Origin of the sequence: Corynebacterium sp. KPL2838 (genome assembly GCF_040225455.1) — a bacterium.
GTDB lineage: Bacteria > Actinomycetota > Actinomycetes > Mycobacteriales > Mycobacteriaceae > Corynebacterium > Corynebacterium rhinophilum.
Map to the genome: position 1 here is coordinate 25,715 of NZ_JBEHFT010000001.1, position 21,447 is coordinate 47,161.

The 21,447-nt window shown below is 58.8% G+C and carries 19 protein-coding genes; 7 read left to right on the plus strand and 12 right to left on the minus strand.

Annotated features, from left to right (window positions below; genetic code table 11):
- Nucleotides 1-85: 85 nt before the first annotated feature.
- On the plus strand, nt 86-559 hold the full coding sequence (locus ABRP98_RS00130) for an RDD family protein (protein WP_284782403.1): 474 nt from the start codon (nt 86-88) through the stop codon (nt 557-559).
- A 153-nt stretch (nt 560-712) separates the two neighbouring features.
- On the opposite strand, the gene ABRP98_RS00135 is transcribed toward ABRP98_RS00130, so the two are convergent.
- From ABRP98_RS00135 to sucB, 7 genes are all read right to left on the minus strand, one after another.
- On the minus strand, nt 713-1,498 hold the full coding sequence (locus ABRP98_RS00135) for a DUF4191 domain-containing protein (protein ID WP_349856960.1): 786 nt from the start codon (nt 1,496-1,498) through the stop codon (nt 713-715).
- 82 nt (nt 1,499-1,580) lie between these two features.
- The gene (lipA, locus tag ABRP98_RS00140; protein WP_005278301.1) at nt 1,581-2,645 is read right to left on the minus strand and encodes a lipoyl synthase; all 1,065 of its coding nucleotides are present in this window, start codon (nt 2,643-2,645) and stop codon (nt 1,581-1,583) included.
- A gap of 136 nt (nt 2,646-2,781) precedes the next feature.
- Complete coding sequence (lipB, locus tag ABRP98_RS00145) at nt 2,782-3,585, minus strand: lipoyl(octanoyl) transferase LipB (protein ID WP_349856961.1); 804 nt, start codon at nt 3,583-3,585, stop codon at nt 2,782-2,784.
- Nucleotides 3,586-3,703: 118 nt separating this feature from the next.
- A complete protein-coding gene (gene gcvH / locus ABRP98_RS00150; protein ID WP_349856962.1) occupies nt 3,704-4,096 on the minus strand; it encodes a glycine cleavage system protein GcvH in 393 nt (130 codons plus the stop codon).
- Between the two features lie 45 nt (nt 4,097-4,141).
- On the minus strand, nt 4,142-5,254 hold the full coding sequence (gene gcvT, locus ABRP98_RS00155; RefSeq protein WP_349856963.1) for a glycine cleavage system aminomethyltransferase GcvT: 1,113 nt from the start codon (nt 5,252-5,254) through the stop codon (nt 4,142-4,144).
- 2 nt (nt 5,255-5,256) lie between these two features.
- Nucleotides 5,257-8,100, minus strand: a complete 2,844-nt coding sequence (gene gcvP / locus ABRP98_RS00160) for an aminomethyl-transferring glycine dehydrogenase (RefSeq protein ID WP_349856964.1) — start codon at nt 8,098-8,100, stop codon at nt 5,257-5,259.
- A 296-nt stretch (nt 8,101-8,396) separates the two neighbouring features.
- The gene (sucB, locus tag ABRP98_RS00165) at nt 8,397-10,529 is read right to left on the minus strand and encodes a 2-oxoglutarate dehydrogenase, E2 component, dihydrolipoamide succinyltransferase (protein WP_349856965.1); all 2,133 of its coding nucleotides are present in this window, start codon (nt 10,527-10,529) and stop codon (nt 8,397-8,399) included.
- A 125-nt stretch (nt 10,530-10,654) separates the two neighbouring features.
- On the opposite strand from sucB, the gene ABRP98_RS00170 reads away from it, so the two are divergent.
- Nucleotides 10,655-11,065, plus strand: coding sequence for an oxidoreductase (locus ABRP98_RS00170; RefSeq protein ID WP_349856966.1), 411 nt, complete (start codon nt 10,655-10,657; stop codon nt 11,063-11,065).
- A 5-nt stretch (nt 11,066-11,070) separates the two neighbouring features.
- On the opposite strand, the gene ABRP98_RS00175 is transcribed toward ABRP98_RS00170, so the two are convergent.
- Together ABRP98_RS00175 and ABRP98_RS00180 are read right to left on the minus strand one after the other, a co-directional pair.
- On the minus strand, nt 11,071-11,607 hold the full coding sequence (locus ABRP98_RS00175; protein WP_349856967.1) for an isochorismatase family protein: 537 nt from the start codon (nt 11,605-11,607) through the stop codon (nt 11,071-11,073).
- A gap of 38 nt (nt 11,608-11,645) precedes the next feature.
- Complete coding sequence (locus ABRP98_RS00180) at nt 11,646-13,142, minus strand: leucyl aminopeptidase (RefSeq protein WP_349856968.1); 1,497 nt, start codon at nt 13,140-13,142, stop codon at nt 11,646-11,648.
- A 105-nt stretch (nt 13,143-13,247) separates the two neighbouring features.
- Here ABRP98_RS00180 and ABRP98_RS00185 point away from each other — a divergent pair, with 105 nt between their 5' ends.
- On the plus strand, nt 13,248-14,342 hold the full coding sequence (locus ABRP98_RS00185; RefSeq protein WP_349856969.1) for a branched-chain amino acid aminotransferase: 1,095 nt from the start codon (nt 13,248-13,250) through the stop codon (nt 14,340-14,342).
- 59 nt (nt 14,343-14,401) lie between these two features.
- On the opposite strand, the gene ABRP98_RS00190 is transcribed toward ABRP98_RS00185, so the two are convergent.
- Both ABRP98_RS00190 and ABRP98_RS00195 read right to left on the minus strand, forming a co-directional pair.
- Nucleotides 14,402-15,178, minus strand: coding sequence for a nicotinate-nucleotide--dimethylbenzimidazole phosphoribosyltransferase (locus ABRP98_RS00190; protein ID WP_349856970.1), 777 nt, complete (start codon nt 15,176-15,178; stop codon nt 14,402-14,404).
- A 12-nt stretch (nt 15,179-15,190) separates the two neighbouring features.
- Entirely contained in the window at nt 15,191-15,871 is a 681-nt protein-coding gene (locus tag ABRP98_RS00195) for a DUF3043 domain-containing protein (RefSeq protein WP_349856971.1), read from the minus strand.
- Between the two features lie 142 nt (nt 15,872-16,013).
- Here ABRP98_RS00195 and ABRP98_RS00200 point away from each other — a divergent pair, with 142 nt between their 5' ends.
- Nucleotides 16,014-16,358 (plus strand): HesB/IscA family protein, encoded by a 345-nt coding sequence (locus ABRP98_RS00200; RefSeq protein WP_349856972.1) that lies wholly within the window; start codon nt 16,014-16,016, stop codon nt 16,356-16,358.
- Between the two features lie 92 nt (nt 16,359-16,450).
- On the opposite strand, the gene asnB is transcribed toward ABRP98_RS00200, so the two are convergent.
- Nucleotides 16,451-18,373: an asparagine synthase (glutamine-hydrolyzing) gene (asnB, locus tag ABRP98_RS00205; RefSeq protein ID WP_349856973.1), complete on the minus strand. Its 1,923-nt coding sequence runs from the start codon at nt 18,371-18,373 to the stop codon at nt 16,451-16,453.
- A gap of 388 nt (nt 18,374-18,761) precedes the next feature.
- Here asnB and ctaC point away from each other — a divergent pair, with 388 nt between their 5' ends.
- From ctaC to ctaE, 3 genes are all read left to right on the plus strand, one after another.
- On the plus strand, nt 18,762-19,835 hold the full coding sequence (gene ctaC, locus ABRP98_RS00210) for an aa3-type cytochrome oxidase subunit II (protein ID WP_349856974.1): 1,074 nt from the start codon (nt 18,762-18,764) through the stop codon (nt 19,833-19,835).
- A 19-nt stretch (nt 19,836-19,854) separates the two neighbouring features.
- Nucleotides 19,855-20,286, plus strand: a complete 432-nt coding sequence (gene ctaF, locus ABRP98_RS00215) for an aa3-type cytochrome oxidase subunit IV (protein WP_284769490.1) — start codon at nt 19,855-19,857, stop codon at nt 20,284-20,286.
- A gap of 540 nt (nt 20,287-20,826) precedes the next feature.
- The gene (ctaE, locus tag ABRP98_RS00220) at nt 20,827-21,438 is read left to right on the plus strand and encodes an aa3-type cytochrome oxidase subunit III (protein ID WP_369707792.1); all 612 of its coding nucleotides are present in this window, start codon (nt 20,827-20,829) and stop codon (nt 21,436-21,438) included.
- Nucleotides 21,439-21,447: the final 9 nt, after the last annotated feature.

The window sequence follows — 21,447 nt, forward strand, 5'->3', positions numbered from 1 at the left end:
TGCCTATAGCCTACTAGTTTTATCCACCCGGCATGGCCATTGGCCTCGTTTCACTTCTGGGAGAGGGGCAACTAAATTGGTGAGCATGGCAGACAAGCGCACGTGGCTCGATGGGCCCAATATTCCAGGCGAATATGACGATGCAGGAACCCCCGGCCGGTGGCCCGGTGAACACTTGGGCTTGCCGGAATCCGGACCTGGGTCCATGGCGTCGGTCGGCCGCCGCGCAGGCGCCGTAGCCATTGACTGGATCATCTGCATGCTGCTGGCCAATCTCATCCTCATGTTCACCACTCAGCTCGGCGGCGTATCCTTCTTGGGCTACGCCCTCTGGGCATTAATGGGCATCGTATGTGGCTGGCTATTTGCACGCACCCCGGGCATGCTCATCCTCGGCATGGGCGTGGCCCGCCTGGATGTGCCGGGCGCGCAGGTGGGTTTCTGGCGCGCGGCAGTGCGCACGCTGCTTACCGGTGTAATCTTCCCCGCCGCCATGGTGGACGCGGACGGCCGCGGCATGCACGACCGAGCAACCGGCACCATCGTCATTAACTCTTAGCGGCGCGCGGGGATAAGTCCCGCGCACCGTAAAACTACGAAAACCACGACAGTCCCTGCAACCTTTCCCAAGCGGGTGGTTGCAGGGACTGTCTGTGTTATAAAGCAAGGCGAGAGCCGAAAGCCTAGCCAAGGCGAGTGGCTAAAGCAGTGTTTAGCTCTTGCCCTTGCGCTGTTGCGCGCGGCGCATGCGGCGGTTCATGCCGGACATATTCTGCGCTTGCTGCGGCATTGGGCCCTTGGGCATGCCCGGCATCGTCCCAGGCATGGAGTCCATGGCCTCAATGCGGCGGATGTTGTCGTAGGTGGCGTTCTTATTGTAGTTGCGCGGCAGCTTCATGAGGTGGTTGCGCAGCTTGGATACCGGTACCTCGTCTTCGCCGGTGCCGACGTAGACCTCATAGACCGGCACGCCGCCGGCAATCTTGTCCACGCGCTTTTTCAGCTGGTTAAGGGTGGGGCGGAGGCGGTTCTTATTGCCCTCGCACACGAAGATGACGCCCGCATTGCCGATGACCCGGTGGATAAGGTCCTGCTGGCGTGTGGCGGCGATGCCGGACTTTACGGACCACACGATGCCGACGGTATTGCGCAGCTGCTGCTCCAAGGCCCAACCGGCGGCGCCGGGTTGGTCTTCGACGCGCTTGTACATATCGCGTTCCAAGCGGCGGGTAAACAGGAACATCGCCAAAAGCGCGCCTAGGCCCAAGCCGATAATCAGCATGAACCACTGGCCATTAAAGAGCGTGCCAATGAGGAAGAACAGAAGGCCGACGCCGAGGAAGGCGGCCAGCATGATAGGGATGAGGGCCTTATCCTGCTTGCGCTGCAAATTGAATGCCTGCCACAACTGTGACCAGGTTTGCTTACGCTTTTGGCGCTTGGCCGCGCGTTCTTGCTTCTTGGCAGCTTTCAGGGCTGCTTTGTCATCTTTCGCCATGGTTCCTACTTTAAAGGTCAGGTGGCATAAATGTTAAACGGCCCCCGCAGATGGCGAGGGCCGAGTAAGAATATTCCGGGGTTTAGCGCACGGTTGCCGCTACGGAATTAGCATTGGCCGGAGTCTTGGCCATGCGGGTGGTCACCGGGGTTTCTTTCGAGGGACCGTACTTATCCAGCAGGGTGGATGCCTCCTGGGCGGTAGCGCCCTGGGACGTTTCCTTCAGGTGCTGGAGGTTCTCCGGCAATTCCAAGCCGCGCTTTTCCATGGCCTGCACGTACAGGCGGCCGGCGCGGTAGGAGGAGCGAACCAGCGGGCCAGACATGACGCCGCCGAAGCCCAGTTCCTTGGCCAGCTTGGAGTGGGCCACGAATTCCTCCGGTCGCACCCAGCGCTCGATGGGGTGGAAGCGCGGGCCGGGGCGCAGGTACTGGGTGATGGTGATGATGTCACAGCCAGCCTCGCGCAGGTCGCGCAATGCTTCTTCGACCTCGTCCTCGGTCTCGCCCATGCCCAAAATCAGGTTGGACTTGGTAATAAGGCCGTAGTCGTGGGCTTGGCGGATGACATCGAGGGAGCGCTCGTAGCGGAAGGCCGGGCGGATGCGTTTGAAGATGCGCGGCACGGTCTCCAGGTTGTGAGCGAATACCTCCGGCTGTGCCTCGAAGACCTCTTCGAGCAGATCCGGCTTGCCAGAGAAATCCGGGGTGAGGTTCTCTACGCCGGTGTGTGGGTTGAGCTCGTGGATCTTGCGCACGATTTCCGCATACAGCCACGCGCCCTCATCCGGGAGGTCATCGCGGGTCACACCGGTAATCGTGGTGTAGTTGAGGTCCATTTCCTGGATGTTTTCGGCCACGCGGCGTGGCTCGTCGCGGTCAAGCGGCTCCGGCTTGCCGGTTGCAATATCGCAGAAGTCGCAACGGCGGGTGCATTTATCGCCGCCGATGAGGAAGGTTGCCTCGCGGGATTCCCAGCATTCGTGGATATTCGGACAACCGGCTTCTTGGCAGACGGTGTGCAGGGAAGCGCCGGCCACGCGGGACTTCATGTCCTCATAGCCCGGTCCGGTGCGTACCTGGTTGCGGATCCACCGCGGCTTTTGTTCGATGGGCGACTCCGCATTTTTCTTCTCAATGCGGAGCATCTTGCGTCCTTCAGGCTTTACAGTCACAAATACTCACTTTATCGATCAAAGATGGTGATGGCTAATAGCTCTTCTTGGTACAAGGCGCGCGGGCACGCAACTATTCCACGCTAGCCCCAAACTAGGGCCACCAGGCTTAAGCCTGTGCTTGCCGACGCCGCTCCCGCGCCTTCTCATTCGCAATCTTCGTGGGATCGGGTGCGGAACCGAAGCTGTGATCGGCGACGATGAGGCGGCCCGAGAGGGCATCATCAAGCGCCCGCAAAAGCGGCTTAGCGGCTTCCTCCATCGTGACCTCGCGGCCGATTTCTAGTGACAGCGTGGTGATATCTGCATCATCGATGCCACAGGCCACGATGTGGTCGTAGTATTCCAGCGTATTGCTGCAGTTAAGTGCCAGGCCGTGCATGGTCACCCCGCGGGTAATGCGGATCCCCAGCGCGGCGATCTTGCGATCGCGTTGGGAGGCGGAAGGATCTTTTGCCTGGGTGGTAGAAGGGACCCACACCCCAGAACGGCCGTCGATGCGGCCTGCGGTCGTCACACCCATCTCCCGCACGGCTTGGATGGTGGCCTCCTCGAGGCGGCGGACATAATCGACGACATCGACAGGCTCTGCCAGCTTGATGATGGGGTAGAGCACCAACTGCCCCTCGCCATGCCAGGTAATGCGCCCGCCGCGGTCCACGGTGATAACCGGCAGATCGTTATCCGGCATATCCTCGGGCTGCGTGCGCTTGCCCGCGGTGTAGATATTGGGGTGTTCGACCACTAAGACCACATCGTCCTGCGTGCCCTGCGCGCGCGCCGCCGCCACCTCCGCCTGGTAATCCCATGCCTCTTGGTAATCCATGCGGCCCAAGTGGCGTATTTCAAGGGGGTTGTCCGAGGCGCGAATGGAGCGTTCAGCGGGAAAGAAAGGATCGCGTGGTGCAGTCATAGTCTCTAGTGTCGTCTTCTTTGGTAGGAAAAAGCAAAGCGAGGAAAAGCAAAGCGGGAGAATGCCGTGGCATCCTCCCGCCTTATTTTCTGTTCGAGTGGGTCGAACGAACCGCCTTTTAGTCGAGGCCGTTAGCGGAGGCGTATTCGTCAGCCTCCATGAGCTCGCCTGCTTCATCCACCTCGACCTCGAAGAGCCAGCCTTCACCGAAGGGGTCGTTGTTGATGACGGCGTAGTCATCGTGCACGGCATCGTTGACGGCCTTCACGGTGCCGGTGACCGGGGAGAACAGGTCAGACACGGACTTGGTGGATTCGACCTCGCCGCAGGAATCGCCGGCGGTGACGGTATCGCCAACCTCAGGCAGCTCTGCGAAGACGACCTCACCCAGGCGGTCTGCGGCCACGGAGGTGATACCGATGCGAACGGTCTTGCCTTCCACGGCGTCCTTGGCGGCTTTTACCCATTCGTGGTCTTCGGAGTAGGAAAAGTCTTGGGGCAGGTTAGACATGATATGGAGTCCTTTCGGGCTGAATATTTAGGGTATGCGGGTGGCTTACTTATCGCGCTTGTAGAACGGCAACGCGGTTACCTCAAAAGGATAACGCTTGCCGCGGATTTCTACTTCGACCGCGGTGCCCGGTTCGAGCTCCGCGCTGGTATCGAGCAGCGCAATGGCCACCGGGTGGCCGAGCGTGGGGGAGGGCTGACCAGAGGTGACGGTGCCGACCTTGGTGTCATTGAGGAAAACCTCGGCGCCGGCGCGCGCGGCGCGACGCTGATCCGAGGTGAGCCCGGAGATAACGACCTGCGGGCCCTCCTCGGCGCGCTTGCGGATGACCTCTGCACCGACGAAGTCCGCTTCCTTCTTGGCAAAGGCGCGCGACATGCCCGCCTCTACCGGGGTGATATCGCGGGAGAGCTCGTTGCCGTAGAGCGGCATGCCGGCCTCCAAGCGCAGGGAATCGCGCGCGGCTAGGCCGCACGGCTTGATGTCATATTCCGCGCCCGCCTTGAGCAATTCTTCCCACAACTGCGGGGCATCGGAGTTGTAGACGATGAGCTCGAAGCCATCCTCGCCGGTATAACCGGTGCGTGCGATGATGGCGAAGGCGCGTGCCACCTTGCCCATCGTGGCGGCGTAGTAGCCCAGCTCGTAGACGGCTTCTTGCTTATTGTCCTCTACCAGCGGGACGAGGATCTCGGCGGCCTTGGGGCCCTGCACGGCGATCATGGCAACGTCGCGGGACTCGTTCTTGAGCTCTACGTCGAAGCCCTCGGAGCGCTTATTGAGCTCATCCCAGACGGTATCGGCATTGCCGGCGTTGGGCACGACCAGGAACTTGTCATCCTCGAAGCGATAGGAAATCAGGTCATCGATGATGCCGCCGTCTTCAGCGGTGATCATGGAGTACTTGGCCTTGCCCACCTTCAGCGAATCTAGGTTAGAGATGAAGGAGTAGGACAAGAACTTGCCGGCGTCGGGTCCATTGACCCAGATTTCACCCATGTGGGAGAGATCAAACAGGCCTGCGCTGGTGCGAACGGCGCGGTGTTCTTCCAGCTCGCTGTTGTACTTCAGCGGCATATTCCACGGCCCAAAGGCTGTGAAGGTAGCGCCGAGTTCCTCGTGCTTGGCATTGAGCGGGGAGGTTAGAAGTTCGGTCATTGTTACTCCTCGGAATCGTCGATCTCGAATGCTTCTGGCGGCGGGCAGCTGCACACCAGGTTGCGGTCGCCGTAAGCCTCATCGAGGCGGCGAACCGGTGGGAAATACTTGTAGCTATGCAATAGGGATTTGACCGGCCACGCGGCCTTGTCACGGCCGAAGGAGTACTCCCAGTTATCGGTAGCTACCGACTCAGCCGTAAACGGTGCGTGGTGGATAACGGAGTCCTCGTAGGCCACCTCACCGTCGATGATCTCCTGGATTTCGGCACGGATGGTGCGCATGGCTTCGATGAAGCGATCCAGCTCGCCCTTGTCCTCAGACTCGGTGGGCTCAATCATCAAGGTACCGGCCACGGGGAAGGCCAGGGTGGGGGCGTGGAAGCCGAAGTCAATGAGGCGCTTGGCCACATCGGCGGCGGTGACCCCGGAGGCATCGGTAAGCTCGCGCAAATCGATGATGCACTCGTGCGCCACCAAACCTTCGTTGCCGGTGTAGAGGACAGGGAAGTACTCGTTGAGTGAGGCCGCCAGGTAGTTAGCGCCCAACACTGCGTGGCCGGATGCGGCGGCGAGGCCCTCGGCACCGGTCATGGCCAGATAGGCCCACGAAATAGGCAGGACGCCGGCGGAGCCGTACTTGCTGCCGGTAATGGGAACGCCCTGGCCAACAGGGGTTTCCGCGGTGGCATCAAGCTCAGGGGATGCAGCATCACTGGGCAGGAACGGAATGAGGTGTTCTGCCACCGCCACCGGGCCGATGCCCGGGCCGCCGCCACCGTGCGGAATCGTGAAGGTCTTGTGCAGGTTGAGGTGGGAGACATCGCCGCCGAAATCGCCCGGACGAGCCCAACCGGTCAGCGCGTTCATGTTGGCGCCATCGATGTAGACTTGGCCGCCGACCGCGTGCACCTTATCGCAAACATCGCGCACCTCGGGGTCGAAGACGCCGTGGGTGGAAGGGTAGGTGACCATGATGCCGGCGATGTGGTTGCCGTGCTTTTCGATCTTTTCTTCCAAGTCCGCGACGTCAATTGAGCCGTCCTCGGCGGTCTTGACCACGGCGACGCGCAGGTTTGCCAGAGTGGCAGAGGCCGCGTTGGTGCCGTGTGCGGAGGCCGGGATGAGCACAACATCGCGCTCATTATCGCCATTGGCCACGTGGTAGCGGCGAATGGCCAGCAAGCCCGCCAACTCACCCTGGGAGCCGGCATTGGGCTGGATGGAGACCTTGGCATAGCCGGTAAGCTCGGCGAGCCAGCCTTCGATCTCTTCCACCAACGCGCGCCAACCCGTGGTGGTCTCTTCCGGGGCATATGGGTGGATACCGGCGAATTCTGGCCAGGAGATGGGTTCCATGGCCGCGGTGGGGTTGAGCTTCATGGTGCACGAGCCCAGCGGAATCATGGAGCGGTCCAGTGCCAAGTCCTTGTCCGCGAGCTTGCGCAAGTAGCGCAGCATCTGGGTCTCAGAATGGATGGAGTGGAAAATCTCGTGCTCCAGCGGTTCCTCGGCGCGCTGCAGGTTCTCCGGCAGCTCAAAATTGGCCTCAGCCGGGGTAGCACCGAAGGCTTCTGCCAAGTGTGCGACATCGCGCTGCGTGGCGGATTCGCCGAAGGATACGGATACCTTGTCGGTGCCAATTGCGCGCACCAAGTAGCCTGCATCCTGCAGGTCAGCCTTGATCTTCTGCGCGTCAACGCCGTTGACGGTGACGGTATCGAAGAAGTCCTGCGATGTAATTTCCAGGCCGGCATCCACGATGGACTGGGCGAAGGAGGAGGCCAAGTCGTGCACGCGCTCGGCGATGTCCTTCAGCCCCTTCGGTCCGTGGTAGACGGCGTACATCGAGGCTACATTGGCCAAAAGTGCCTGGGCAGTACAAATATTGGAGGTCGCGCGCTCGCGGCGGATGTGCTGCTCGCGGGTCTGCAGCGCCAAGCGGTAGGCCGGGCGGCCATCTGCATCCTTGGAGACGCCGACGATGCGGCCCGGCATCTGGCGCTTGAGTTTATCCGTTACCGCCATGTAGGCAGCGTGGGGGCCGCCGAAGAAGAGGGGTACACCAAAGCGCTGAGACGAGCCCAAAACGATATCGGCACCCAAGTTTCCGGGGCCTTCAAGAAGCAGCAGGGACAGCGGGTCAGTGACCACGGAGGCCAGCGCGCCGCGGGTGTGCAGCTCTTCAATCACGGCAGAAGGATCGAAAATCTCTCCTTCGGTGCCGGTGTAGGCGATGACTGCGCCGATGAGGTCTTCGCCCACCAAGCCCTCGCGTACGTCCACGATCTCTACCTCGAGGTCAATGGCGCGGGCGCGCTCAGCGGCAACGGTGAGCACCTGCGGGTGCAGGCGGGAGTCCAGTACGACGCGGCGGCCCTTCTTTACTGCGCGGGACATCAATCCGACCGCCTCGGCGGTAGCGGAAGCCTCATCCAACAGGGAAGCATTCGCGATGGGCAGCCCTGTCAGGGATTCGATCATGGTCTGGAAGTTGAGCAAGGCCTCCAAGCGGCCCTGGGAAATCTCAGGCTGGTAGGGGGTATACGCGGTATACCAGCCGGCATCCTCAAGCAGGCCGCGGCGGATGACGGCGGGGGTCAGGGTGTCCGAATATCCCTGGCCATAGAAGGGTTTAAGCACAGTGTTTTGATCGGCGAACTCCCGCAAAGCGGCCTGTGCCCCGTCTTCAGAGAGTGCTTCTGGCAAGTGGGGAAGTTCCGTAGCGCGGATCTTGGGTGGAATGGCGGCATCGACAAGCGCCTGCACGCTGTCGTAGCCCACAGTGCCGAGCATGGCGGCCTGCTCGGCAGAATCCGGCCCTAGGTGGCGGGAGATGAAATCCATCTGTGAGGTCTCCTTCATCGGGTGCAATGGTCTTAACCGCCCCTAAGTATATGTTTAATAACCGGTAAAAACAGCGCCCTTGAAAAACTTTTATGCAGTAACTCACCGAGGGAAATGTGTCGTAGCCCGCTTACCTCCCAATTAGTGAAATATATCCTGCAGTGCCGGGATAAAATTCGTCTGATATTTTTGCCGGAAGTTTACGTGCTACACCCCCGCGCGGTACCCCAGGCATGACAAAACCTCCCGTCCCTTCGCGCGGAAGGAACGGGAGGTATGCCAGTTAGCTAACTGCTTTAGATATCGAGGTCAGCCTCAAAGTCTGCAGTCTCCAGGCGGTCCTTGATGGTGGTGATGAAGCGGCCTGCGTCTGCACCATCGATGACCTGGTGGTCATAGGTGAAGGGCAGGAAGCACATCTGGCGGATGGCGATAGCATCCTGGCCATTCTCGTTGACCACGACAGCGCGCTTCTGGATAGCCGCGGTACCCAGGATTCCGGCCTGTGGCGGAACCAGGATCGGGGTATCGAGCAGTGCGCCCTCGGAACCGATATTGGTCACGGTGAAGGTGGCACCGGTCAGGTCATTCGGCTTCAGCTTGTTATTGCGGGCCTTATCAGCCAGCTCCGCAATCTGCTGCGCGATTTCCGGTAAGGACAGGTTCTGTGCCTTGTGGATGACTGGGGTGAGCAGACCCTTCGGGGTGTCTACGGCGATGGCGACGTTGACGTCCTCGTGGTAGGTCATCTCCTTGGTCTCTGGGTCATAGGAGGCGTTCACGTTCGGGTGGGAGACCAAAGCCTCCGTGGTGGCCTTCACGATGAACGGCAGGAAGGACAAGTTGGCGCCGTATTTATCAATGAACGCCTGCTTGTTCTTCTTGCGCATATCCCAGATAGGAGTCATATCGACTTCCTGCACGTGGGTAAGCTGTGCGGAAATCTGCAGCGCTTCCACCATCTTGGTAGCGGTGATTTCGCGGATGCGGTTGACCTTCTGGGTGGTGCCGATAAGCTCCTGCTTTTCCGGATCCACAGACTTGGTGGACCAGCGTGCGCGTGGGGAGTCAGCAGCCTTCTTATCGTCGCCTGCCGATGCCTTCGCATCGCCCTCACCAGCAGCGGAAAGGACGTCCTGCTTGCGGATGCGTCCGCCCACACCGGTGCCCTCAATGGAGTTGAGGTCCACGCCGTGCTTATCAGCCAACTTGCGCACCAACGGGGTGACGTATGGAACGTTATCGCCGTTGTTGACCTTGGTGGAGGTGTTCAGGGAAGAATCCTGCTTCGGTTCTTCCTTCTTCTCTTTCTTGGCTGGCTCGGACTTGTCTTCCTTCTTCTCGTCAGACTTGGATTCTTCCTTGTCTTCGGACTTGTCGTCGTCGGAGTCGGAGTCATCGGAGTCGTCGGAGGATGGTGCGGCGTTTTCGTCGCCGACGCGGGCGATGGCTTCGCCGACCTCGATGGTTTCGTCTTCTTCGGCGAGGATTTCTACCAGGGTGCCGGCAACGGGGGAAGGAATTTCGGTGTCGACCTTGTCGGTGGAGACCTCGAGCAGTGGTTCGTCTACCTCGACGGTGTCGCCGACGGACTTGAGCCACTGGGTAATGGTGCCTTCGGTGACGGACTCGCCGAGTTCTGGCATCTCCACATCGGTGGCCTCGCCAGAAGCCTTGGAGCTAGAGCCAGACTTCTTCTCGTCCTTTTCTTCCTGCTTGTCCTCGGACTTGGTTTCTTCCTTTTCTTCGGACTTGTCGTCGTCGGAGTCGGAGTCATCGGAGTCGTCGGAGGATGGTGCGGCGTTTTCGTCGCCGACGCGGGCGATGGCTTCGCCGACCTCGATGGTTTCGTCTTCTTCGGCGAGGATTTCTACCAGGGTGCCGGCAACGGGGGAAGGAATTTCGGTGTCGACCTTGTCGGTGGAGACCTCGAGCAGTGGTTCGTCTACCTCGACGGTGTCGCCGACGGACTTGAGCCACTGGGTAATGGTGCCCTCGGTGACGGACTCGCCGAGTTCTGGCATCTCCACATCGGTGGCCTCGCCAGAAGCCTTGGAGCTAGAGCCAGACTTCTTCTCGTCCTTTTCTTCCTTCTGATCCTCGGACTTGGATTCTTCCTTGTCCTCAGACTTGTCGTCGTCGGAGTCGGAGTCGTCAGAATCATCGGAGGAGGAAGAGGAGTCAGCCTCGTCTTCATCACCGATGACGGCGATCACCTCGCCGACCTCGATGGTGTCGTCTTCTTCGGCCTTGATTTCTAGAATGGTGCCGGCAACGGGGGAAGGGATTTCGGTGTCGACCTTGTCGGTGGAGACCTCGAGCAAAGGCTCATCCACCTCGACGGTGTCGCCGACGGACTTAAGCCACTGGGTAATGGTGCCTTCGGTTACGGACTCGCCCAGCTCGGGCATCTCAACGGAGTTCGCCATGAGTTTTAAGACTCCTCGAAAAGTTGGAAGTATTCTATCGCTACCGCACAATCTTACAGCGTGATGCCCGTCATCGTGCAGTAGTGGGGTTAGTAATACCCTCCATGCGGGTAAACTAGTGGGTTATGTTCAACCTCTTCCGCCGCAATAAGTCCCGATCGCCACTGCGACCGCCCCGCGGTCCGGGAGAAACTATTCGCCCAGAAGATGAACAAGAGCTCAAATTGTGGGCGGCTGATAAGGCGTTTGTCGAGGCATTTATCGAGCCTGAGACCGTGGTCAATGAAATGTCTGTGGTCGTCGTGGATGAAAAAGGTGAGTGTATCCGTCGGCGCATCGGCGGGCCGAAGGGGATTGACGCGGTAGGAAAACTATTGCAGTGCGACGTTTTTGATGTCGAAGAAACCGGGTACCCCCAACGCATGCGCGAGCGTATGGAACGCCAACGTATCTTGCGCAAGAGGGAAGAACAGCGCCTTCGCCGCGCCCGTTTTGAGCGCGGCGAGAACCCTGATTCGGGGCAAGACTTAAGTTAATAGGCCTAGACGATGGTGGCGCCGGCTTTTCCTAGCATTGCCAAGGCGGCATTACCGCGGTCTGGATCCACAGGAGAGCAGTATTCGCTCAAGACACGGACGGAAAAGCCTTCCTTTAGGGCATCCGCCGCGGTTGCCTGCACGCAATGATCCGTGGCAATGCCGACGATGTCTATCGCATCGATAGCGTGCTCGCGCAGCCAATCCGCCAGCAATACGCCGTCCGCTTCACCCTCAAAGCCGGAGTACGCGGCGGTGTATTCACCCTTGCGAAAATATGCTTGCGCAGGCCTGATCGCCTCGTGCATCTGGGCGCCATAGGAATCAGCAACGCAGTGCACCGGCCAAGAATCGACAAAATCCGGGTCCTCCGCAAAGTGGGAACCCGGATCTATGTGCCAGTCCTGTGTGGCAACGACGGTGTCATACTCGGTCTGCAAAGAAGAGATCTTCTCTGCAACCTCGTTGCCGCGATCGGTGCCGAGTGCGCCGCCTGGGCAAAAATCGTGTTGGACATCAACGATGATTAAAGCAGTATTCATAACTCCGCTATTTTATGCCCAGTCGGCGGCGCGGGGTATTACTTTGATTCAGCAATCTCGCGCAGGGCAGCGATGACGGTGCGGGTAGGAACGCCCGTACCCATCTTTGGCGTATATCCATAGGCGCCGGTGGTATTGAAGGAAGGCCCAGCGACATCGATATGTGCCCATTCGATGCCCTCGCCCACGAAGTGCTTCAGATAAGTACCCGCGTATTCCATACCGCCTTCGCGCTTGGCGTTGATATTGCGGATATCGGCGCTGGCGGATTTCACGGATTCATCGTGCTCTTCCAAGAGCGGCATGGCCCACGCATTTTCGCCTACCTCGCGGCCGATGCCAGCCATGCGGTCGCGGAAGTCCTCCGAGCCCATGACGCCGGCGGTGCGCCCGCCCAAGGCGACCATCTGGGCGCCGGTTAGCGTGGCGGTTTCGATGAGGAAATCAGGGTTATCCTCGCTGGCGCGCGCGATGGCATCGGCAAGCACCAACCGGCCCTCTGCATCGGTGTTGAGAACCTCAGAGGTAATGCCACCGTAGTGGGTGATGACATCGCCAGGACGGGTGGCATTATCGCCAGGCATGTTTTCCGCCAGCGGCAGGGTAGCGGTGATCTTCACTGGTAGGTTGAGCTTTGCCGCGGCGATGATGGAGGCGGCCATGGCTGCGGAACCGCCCATATCCGAAATCATGTCCCACATGCCAGAGCCTGGCTTCAAGGAAATGCCGCCGGTATCGAAGGTGATGCCCTTGCCCACGAGCGCCACGTGCTTCTTTGCCTTCTTGGGGCTCCAGCTCAGGCGCACCAAACGCGGCGGGCAGGCGGAACCGCGGCCAACGGCGGTAATGCCGCCAAAGCCCTGCTTCTGCAGTGCCTTCTCGTCCAAGATTTCTACATCGAGGCCAACTTCATCAGCCTGGGCGGAAAGGAAGTCTGCATAAGACTCTGGGTACAGCAGGTTCGAAGGGGTGTTAACCAGATCGCGGGCAATCACCACGGACTCCGCGGTGATCTTCGCTGCCTCGAACTCCTCGCGCGCGGACTTTTCTGCCACCACGGTAAAGGCGGCGGGCTGTTCAGAATCCTTACCGGACTTAGAGCGCAGCCCCTTGAACTTGTAGCCGCCCAAGATGAGACCTTCTACCGCGGGCGCGATTCCAAAATCACCCAAGGACGTGGCTACCTCTTCCAGCTTGGAAATCGAGCGTCCGGCACTGCCGGCGGCGCGGCGCAAGGTTTCCGCATCGAGGTCTTCGGCATCGCCTAGACCGACGGCGATGACGGAATCGACCTCTGCCTTCTTAGGCGCGGGGATGCGGGTGACTTCATTGGCCTTACCAGTTGCCCCCACGGCAATCAAAGACTCGTACGCTTCCCGCAGCTCGGCTGACTTGAGCAGCGAGGTCCCCGGAAGCTCAATGCCTTCCTCGCCCTTAAATGCGGCGATGAGTAGCGCCTGGGCGTTCTTCGGGGCCTTCTTTTCTAGCTTAAGTTCCGGAAATGCCCCACGTGCGGGTCCAGCGTGCTGAGACATTCAGTCCTCCTTTTTAATTGGTACTAATGAAACTTCTGCCCATAATACCGCGCTAAAGTGAACATATTCCTACCCAGCTATAGATAAAAGGAGTAGATTGTGGGCATGCTTGATTACACGATTACCCGTACGAATCAACCAACGGCGGCCGCGGATTTAGACAAAATCCTGGCCAATCCCGGCTTTGGCCAGCACTTTACGGACCACATGGTGACCATTGATTGGTCCACGGAGAAAGGCTGGCACGATGCGCAAATCCGTCCCTATGGCCCGCTGACGATGGACCCAGCGAGCAACGTTTTTCACTACGGCCAGGCCGTTTTTGAGGGCATTAAGGCCTACCGGCAGCCCGATGATTCCATCGTTACCTTCCGCCCCGACCAAAACGCGCAACGCTTTATCAATTCGGCGCAGCGCTTGGCGATGCCCGAGCTACCGCAAGAAGAGTTCATCGAGGCACTGCGCCAGCTGGTGGAAATCGATAAGAGCTGGGTACCGGAAGCAGGCGGGGAAGCATCGCTCTACCTGCGCCCCTTTATGATTTCTACCGAGGTATCGCTAGGCGTTCACCCGGCTAATGCGTATCGATTCATCCTCTTGGCCTCGCCCGCCGGTGCGTATTTCAGCGGCGGCATTAAGCCGGTTTCGGTGTGGCTGTCTACTGACTATGTTCGCGCTGCGCCGGGCGGAACCGGTGCCGCGAAATTCGCCGGCAATTACGCTGGTTCCTTGTTGGCGCAGGCGCAGGCCGAAGAAAAGGGCTGCGACCAAGTGGTCTGGCTGGATGCCATCGAACGCCGGTACATCGAGGAAATGGGCGGGATGAACCTCATGTTCGTCTACGGCACCGGTAGCGACGCCGAGATCGTCACGCCAGCACTCTCTGGCTCCCTGCTACCCGGCATTACCCGCCAATCCTTGTTGCAGGTCGCCGAAGACATGGGTTATAGGGTCAGCGAGCGACGCATCACCGCCGAAGAATGGCAGCGCGATGTGGAATCAGGGAAGATGACCGAGGCCTTTGCCTGCGGCACCGCCGCCGTCATCACGCCGGTGGGGCGCGTCCTTGGTGAGGACACCGATTTCAGCGTCAACAATAACGAGGCCGGCGAGGTCTCCATGGCCTTGCGCGAGCGTCTAACCAGTATCCAGCGCGGTGCCGTGGAGGATGCCCACGGCTGGTTGCACACTCTGGTCTAGCGCGCTTGTCCGAGGCGGAGTGCGACGCAGCGCGGGGCTGGATGCCCTGCCGCGCGCAGTTAGGCCTCTGCCTGCGTCGCGTCCGCGGTGATTTCTACGCCCAGTAATAAAAGGGGTAGGGCAGCCAAAGCGCCGAGCGCCGGCACCGGTTCCATCTGCAGCTCGAGCAGGGGCTCCAGCCGCAGCTTCTTTAAGGCCAACCGGTGAGTCGGCTGCGGCGCGATATTGGTGGCAAGGATCCAGTCGTGGATTCGCGTGTCTGCAGCGGCGCATACGGCGGCGGTGGCGGTCAAAGGGGCATCGACAAGCAAGGGCGTGCGCCGCCGCGCCGCCTGGGAGATAAAGCCCACCAGCGCGGCCAATACGGGGGAGCCGCAGGCCTTAATGAGTTCCCGCCCAGTCAGGTCGCGCATCCGAAACATGGCATCGCGAATGGCCGCAACCTCGGCCTTCCAAGCCTCGACGCTCGGCTGCTTGCTGACGACCACCACCGGCTCCTCCTGCGCCATGATCCCCATGACGGCCGCGGCAGCCTGCGTGCTGTCGATGCCGCCAGGAATCAGCAGATCCGTACCGCCATCGATTTCCGCATCCGCTGCTTGCACGCCTAGGTCATAGGCCGAGGAGCAATCTGTCACCGTGACGGATTTAATGCTGGCTCCGACCCGCCGAGCGGCGGTCTCCGTGGCCTGTGGGATCCCGTCACTGTCCTCGGCGAAGATCATGGCTCGCACCCGCTGTGGCTCGGAAGCGGGGGAGCGATCCTGGCAGGCGGCTAGCCACTGTGCGGCATCGCTTAGCCTGCCGTAGGGATAATGCTGCGGGGAATCAGCCATCAGCGTGCTTCCTTAAACGTCGGCCCCGCGCTCTACGCGCGGGCGAGGAATGCGCCACTTGCGGGGCTGGCTGGCGCGGGAAAATGCGTAGAATCCCAGGCCAAAGCCGGTCGCGGTAGTGCCGGGGAATTTCTTGCGGACAGCATTATTAGCACGGCGGCCCAGCCAGATGCCATCGATGGCGAAGATAAGGATGACCACCATGGCAATCGCGTTGATAAGGCCTGCGATGCTGGGAGCCGCATAGGTCACGAAGACCACCACGATAAGGGCAAGCGCCATCGGCATGACCCATTCCGAAAGCGTGCGACGGGCATCGATCCAATCGCGCACGTAGGCGCGCTCCTCGCCCTGGTCGCGGGCTGGGAGAAAGCGTGGATCGCCTTCAGCCATGCGTTCCTGGCTTTCGCGGTTGCGCTGGTTACGCTCCTTGCGCTCCTGCTTTTTATATTCTTTCCACTCGTCCTTATTCATGGACTTTTTGAGTTCCTTGCGGCGCTTATAGCGCTGCGCATCGGATACCCCATGTGGATCGCGCTTCACGCCGCGCGCGATTTCCTGTTCCTGGCGCTTTGGCGTGGGACGACCCTTCGGAGGGGTATACCCCTTGCGGTGGGTTTCTTCCTGAACTTCTTCCTGCACGGGAGCAGGTTCAGGGGAGGTCTTGTCATCTTTTTGCCACGGAAGTTTCACGCTGATCAGACTACAAGGTTTCGACCCCAAGAGGGGAATAGGCCCGCCCACGGTGTTGTTATTACTATGGGCTACCTTTTCCCTCCTCGTAGATGCGGGTAGGGTAGTGGCTACGCAACCAAGACATATTTGAGGAGAAGTGATGACCGCTCCAGTTTCCGAAACCGGCGTCATTCTGACCGAGGCCGCAGCTGCAAAGGCAAAGGGCCTGCTTGATCAGGAAGGCCGCGACGATCTCTCCCTGCGCATCGCAGTGCAGCCCGGCGGCTGCGCTGGCCTGCGCTACCAGCTCTACTTCGACGACCGCAGCCTCGATGGTGACAAGGTCGACGAGATAGGTGGCATCAAGCTCGTCGTGGACAAGATGTCCGTGCCGTACCTTACTGGTGCCAAGATCGATTTCGCTGACACCATCGAATCCCAGGGATTTACCATTGATAACCCGAACGCTACCGGCTCCTGCGCGTGTGGCGACTCCTTCAACTAAACCGAAGGATAAAGAAAGAGGGTGAGTGCTTCACGGCACTCACCCTCTTTTTATGTCTTTATGGCTCGGTGTAGAGCTTTACCCAATGCGGCCTAAAGCTTGACTGGGTAGTCGCGCTGCTCGATCTGCGGGTCGATGCGCTTTTCCACAAAGATGCCGTGCCAGATCATAAAGGATAGTACGGTCCACAGGCGGCGGGAGTGATCGGAGACGCCATCGCGGTGCTCCTTGAGCATCTCCAGAACCTCCTTCTTGTTGAAGATATCCTCGGTCTGGGAATCGTTGATGGTGTCTTGCGCCCAGCCGTAGAGCTCATCACCGGCCAACCAGTGGCGCATGGGAACTGGGAAGCCCAGCTTCTTGCGGTTGAGCACGTGCGCGGGAACGATCTGTTCCATGGCCTTGCGCAGCGCATATTTGGTGGTGCCGTGGGAAATCTTCAGATCGTGCGGGATGGATTCTGCGACCTTGAATACTTCCTTATCCAGGAATGGCACGCGCAGCTCCAAGGAGTTGGCCATGTTGATCTTATCGGCCTTGACCAGGATGTCACCGCGCATCCAGGTAAATAGGTCAAGGTGCTGCATGCGGGCTACCGGGTCAAAGTTTTCAGACTGCGCATAGATGGGTGCGGTGACCTCGCGGTGATCCCATTCGCGCTTGGCCCATGGGATAACGCGCTGCATCTGCTCAAAGTTAAAGGACCGCGCATTGCCGTAGTAGCGCTCCTCCATGGTCATGGAGCCGCGGTTAAGTAGGGACTTGCCCTTCATGCCATCCGGCAGTACGCGGGAGAGCTTGCCCAGGCCCTGGCGCAGGGGAGAAGGGATCTTCTCAAATGGCGCGAGGGACAGCGGTTCCTTATAGATGGTGTAGCCGCCGAAGAGCTCGTCGGCGCCCTCACCGGACAAGACCACCTTGACGTGCTTGCGGGCCTCTTGGGCCACGAAGTACAGCGGCACGAGGGAAGGATCGGCCACCGGGTTATCTAAGTACCACATGATCTTTGGGATCGATTCGGCATATTCTTCCGGCGAAACGATCTTGACGATGTGCTCTACGCCGATAGCTGCCGCCGATTCCGCGGCCACGTCCACCTCGGAATAGCCTTCGCGCTCGAAGCCAGTAGTAAAGGTCAGCAGATCCGGGTTGTGGCGTTTGGCCAGGGTAGCGATGGCGGTGGAGTCGATGCCGCCAGAGAGGAACGAGCCAACGGTGACATCGGCACGCATGTGCTTAGCGACGGAATCCTCCAGCGCTTCTGCAATGCGGTCAAAGAGCTGTTGTTCTTCGCCTTCTGAAACCTGCTGGACTGGGAAACGTGGCTTGAAGTAGCGCTCGGATACGACCTCCTCACCCGGCTTCAAGGTCACCGTGCAGCCGGATTCCACGCGGCGAATATTGGCGTGCAAAGATTCCGGTTCCGGCACGTATTGCAGATCCACGTAGTGTTCGATAGCGCGGCGGTCAAGGTTGAGTTCTAGACCAATGTCCTCGGCCATGTCCAGGATGCACTTCATCTCGGAGGCAAAGACCGTGCCGGCGTCCGTAGTGGCATAGTAAAGCGGCTTGATGCCAAACTGGTCGCGCGCGGCAAACATGGTCTTGGTCTTGGTATCCCAAATAACGATGCCAAACATGCCGCGGAGGTGCTCGACGACGTCCTTGCCCCAGTGGTGGTAGCCCACCGCAATGGGTTCGCCATCACCTTCCGTATAGAAGGTATAGCCCAAGGCCTTGAGTTCTTCGCGGAGCTCAACGTAGTTGTAGATCTCGCCGTTAAAGGTAAGGGCATACCGCTCTGGTTCATCCTCAGGGCCCCAGCGCAGGGGCTGGTGGGAATGTTCCAAGTCGATAATGGACAGGCGGTTAAAGCCGAAGGCGGCGTCGCCATCATGCCAAGTACCGGCTGCATCCGGTCCGCGGTGGTGCATGCAAGGAAGCGACCGCTCGAGCGCGTCGACATATTTGTCCACGTTTCCGGTGGCCGCGAGCATGCCAAGAAGTCCGCACATGTAAAGATAGCTCCTTTTAATTAAGCGACTAGTGCTCGTTGTTCTACTTTACGGTGCGTGGGGGAGAAACCAGAAAGCGCCACGGCTTGGAAGAAGCTGCAGAAAAGCTTAAATTGAGCTTCCCCGTAAGGGTGCGAACTTTCGGATGATGGGCGGAATACTTCCCTGTGAGTTAAGGCACATGGTGAAGGCGGTGACTGGGGGTACGGTTGGAACATTGTGCAGGTGGGGCGGTAACCTACTGGAACGTGGATATAAATTGAGCGCCCTGGGTCTCCTTTTAAGCTTCAAAAAGGCTGGGAACCAAGCATTTATCCATTATTCTGATTGGGTAAGGGTGCTCTGTGAGTATTCGAGAAGTTTGTGTGGACAGAAAGGCAGAACACACGTGGGACAGCGTAATAAGCGCACCTTCGCCCGTAAGGCGGGCGTAGCTGGCGCACTTGCCCTAGGCGGTCTCGCCCTGGCTGGTTGTGACGTTCAGGCGCCAACTGCTGTAGAGAACCTCCTGGGATTCGGTTGGCCAAAGGGTGTGACCCCTGAGGCTGAGGCAATGTACAACTTCTGGATCTGGGTCTGGGTTGCAGCTTGGATTGTCGGCTTCATCATGTGGGGCCTATTCCTTACTGCAATTTTCCGTTGGAGCGCGAAGAAGGCGAAGCGCGATGGCAAGGGTGAATTCCCGCGCCAGACGCAGTACAACGTGCCATTGGAAATGGTATTGACCATCGTTCCAATCCTGATCATCATGGCCTTGTTCTTCTTCACGGTGCAGACCCAGCAAAAGGTCACCGCACTGGATAAGGATCCAAAGGTGGTTGTCGACGTCACTGCATTCCAGTGGAACTGGAAGTTCGGCTATGCCGAGAACCGCGTCAATGGTGAGAACTACAACGGTGCGGACGAAGCGCGCCAGGCCGAAGCGGAAAAGACCGCCCATGACCCTGAAGGCGTGGATAACTCCAACCCAATTCACGGTAAGTCCAAGGGCGACCTTTCCTACCTCAACTACAACAAGATTGAGACCGTAGGTTCCACCGAGGAGGTTCCGGTTCTGGTTCTTCCTTCCGATACCGCAATCGAGTTCCGTTTGGCTTCCGCTGACGTTTCTCACGCATTCTGGGTTCCGGAGTTCTTGTTCAAGCGCGACGTCTATGCACACCCTGAATCTAACGCTCAGGAGCGCAGCTTCCAGGTCGAGTCGATTGATAAGCAAGGCGCCTTTGTTGGCCGTTGTGCCGAGATGTGCGGTACCTACCACTCCATGATGAACTTCGAGATTCGCGTTGTCTCCCCAGAGGACTTCAATGCCTACATGGACTTCCGCGAGAAGAACCCGAATGCCACCAACGCTGAGGCGTTGAAGGAAATTGGCCAGGATCCGTACGCAGTTACCACCCACCCGTTCTCCGGCGAGCGTGACACGGCCGATGGTGACAACTACGTCAAGACCGCGGCATAAGAGATAAGGACATTACACAATGCGTGCAACATCGAAAGTCTTTTACTCAATCGCGACTTACCTTTTCGTCTCGCTGATTGTTTATATCTTTGGCGTCACCCTCGTGAAGGATGATGGTTACCTCTACGGCGCCGAGTGGGTTGGCATCGTAGGCATGTTCCTCTCCGTTATGCTCTGCCTTATGCTGGGTGGCTACCTTCACTTCACCGATAACCGCAGCGACGTTCTGCCGGAAGACTGGGAAGAAGCAGAGACCGAAGACTCCGCTGGTATCTTGGGTTTCTTCTCCCCGAGCTCCATCTGGCCACTGGCCATGGCAGGTTCCATCGGATTCTTGGGCCTTGGCGTCATCTTCCTGTACTACTGGCTCATTGCCTTGGGCGCTGTCTGCTTGATTGCAGCCTGTGCCGGCCTGTCCCTGCAGTATGGCCTGCCTAAGGAAAAGCACTAGTACATATCTAGTCGCAACCACTGCCTAAACTTCTCAGCCCTCCTCACCACGCCACGGTGGGGAGGGCTTTGGCGATCCTCGTCGTTAACCAAATAGGAAAGTTCCCGAGAATCCAGAACTTTTTTAGGGGAGGGGGAGAGCGGTTGCGCCCAGGTTTTAAGTGGGCAGCAAAAGGGCATCCCAGCACGTAAACCCCTATTTCTGCGGGGGTCATCCGAAAGTTGCAAACGGGCAATTTTCCCCGGAAACCGCCGTGTGATTTATCTCTCTAAGAAACTTGTCCAAATCGGTTGCGAATGAAGGATGGATCGTCGTGATTCGAGCGGACAAAAAGGTAGTGATCGTGGCTATAGATGAAGTTTAAGTGTGTCACCTGCGTTGATGTCTCGTCGGAAAAGAATACAAAAAGTTCCCAGGTAATTAATCTTGGTAGGCCACAAGACATTCCTTATCGGTAGCTGGCAATTTGGTGAAAACCGAATGGCGGAAGCGGGGGGAATTGAAGTGACTTTAGAGTCTAGAACAGCCATAATTACCACTGTGACGAGCGTAGTTTCTAACCAAGGTATGACAGCACCACGTGTTGCCTCGCTGAACCGACCCAATATGGTCAGCGTGGGCACCATCGTGTTCCTGTCTCAGGAATTGATGTTCTTTGCCGGACTGTTCGCGATGTGGTTCACCTCGCGAGCGAACGGCCAGGAAGGCGATTGGGCAGAGCACACTGCCCATATCAACCTGCCAATGGGCTTTCTCATTACTGCAGTGTTGATTTCTTCCTCCGTGACCTCGCAGTTCGGCGTGTTTGCCGCAGAAAGGGGTGACGTTTACAAGCTTCGACTCTGGTACACCATCACGCTGGTATTGGGTGTTGTCTTCCTAGGCATCATGGCGTTTGAGTGGGCTGAGTTGATTCACGCAGGCGTGACGGTACAGTCCAGCGTCTTTGGTTCGGTGTTCTACATCATCACCGGCTTCCACGCTGCGCACGTAACCGCCGGTTTGATTTCCTTTGCAATCATTCTGGCGCGTATCGCTAAATCTAAATTCACGCCGGCACAGGCTACTGCCGCCATGGCAGTGTCCTACTACTGGCACTTCGTTGACGTTGTGTGGATCGGTGTGTTCACCGTTATCTACTTGATTCAGTAGTGTCGGCGA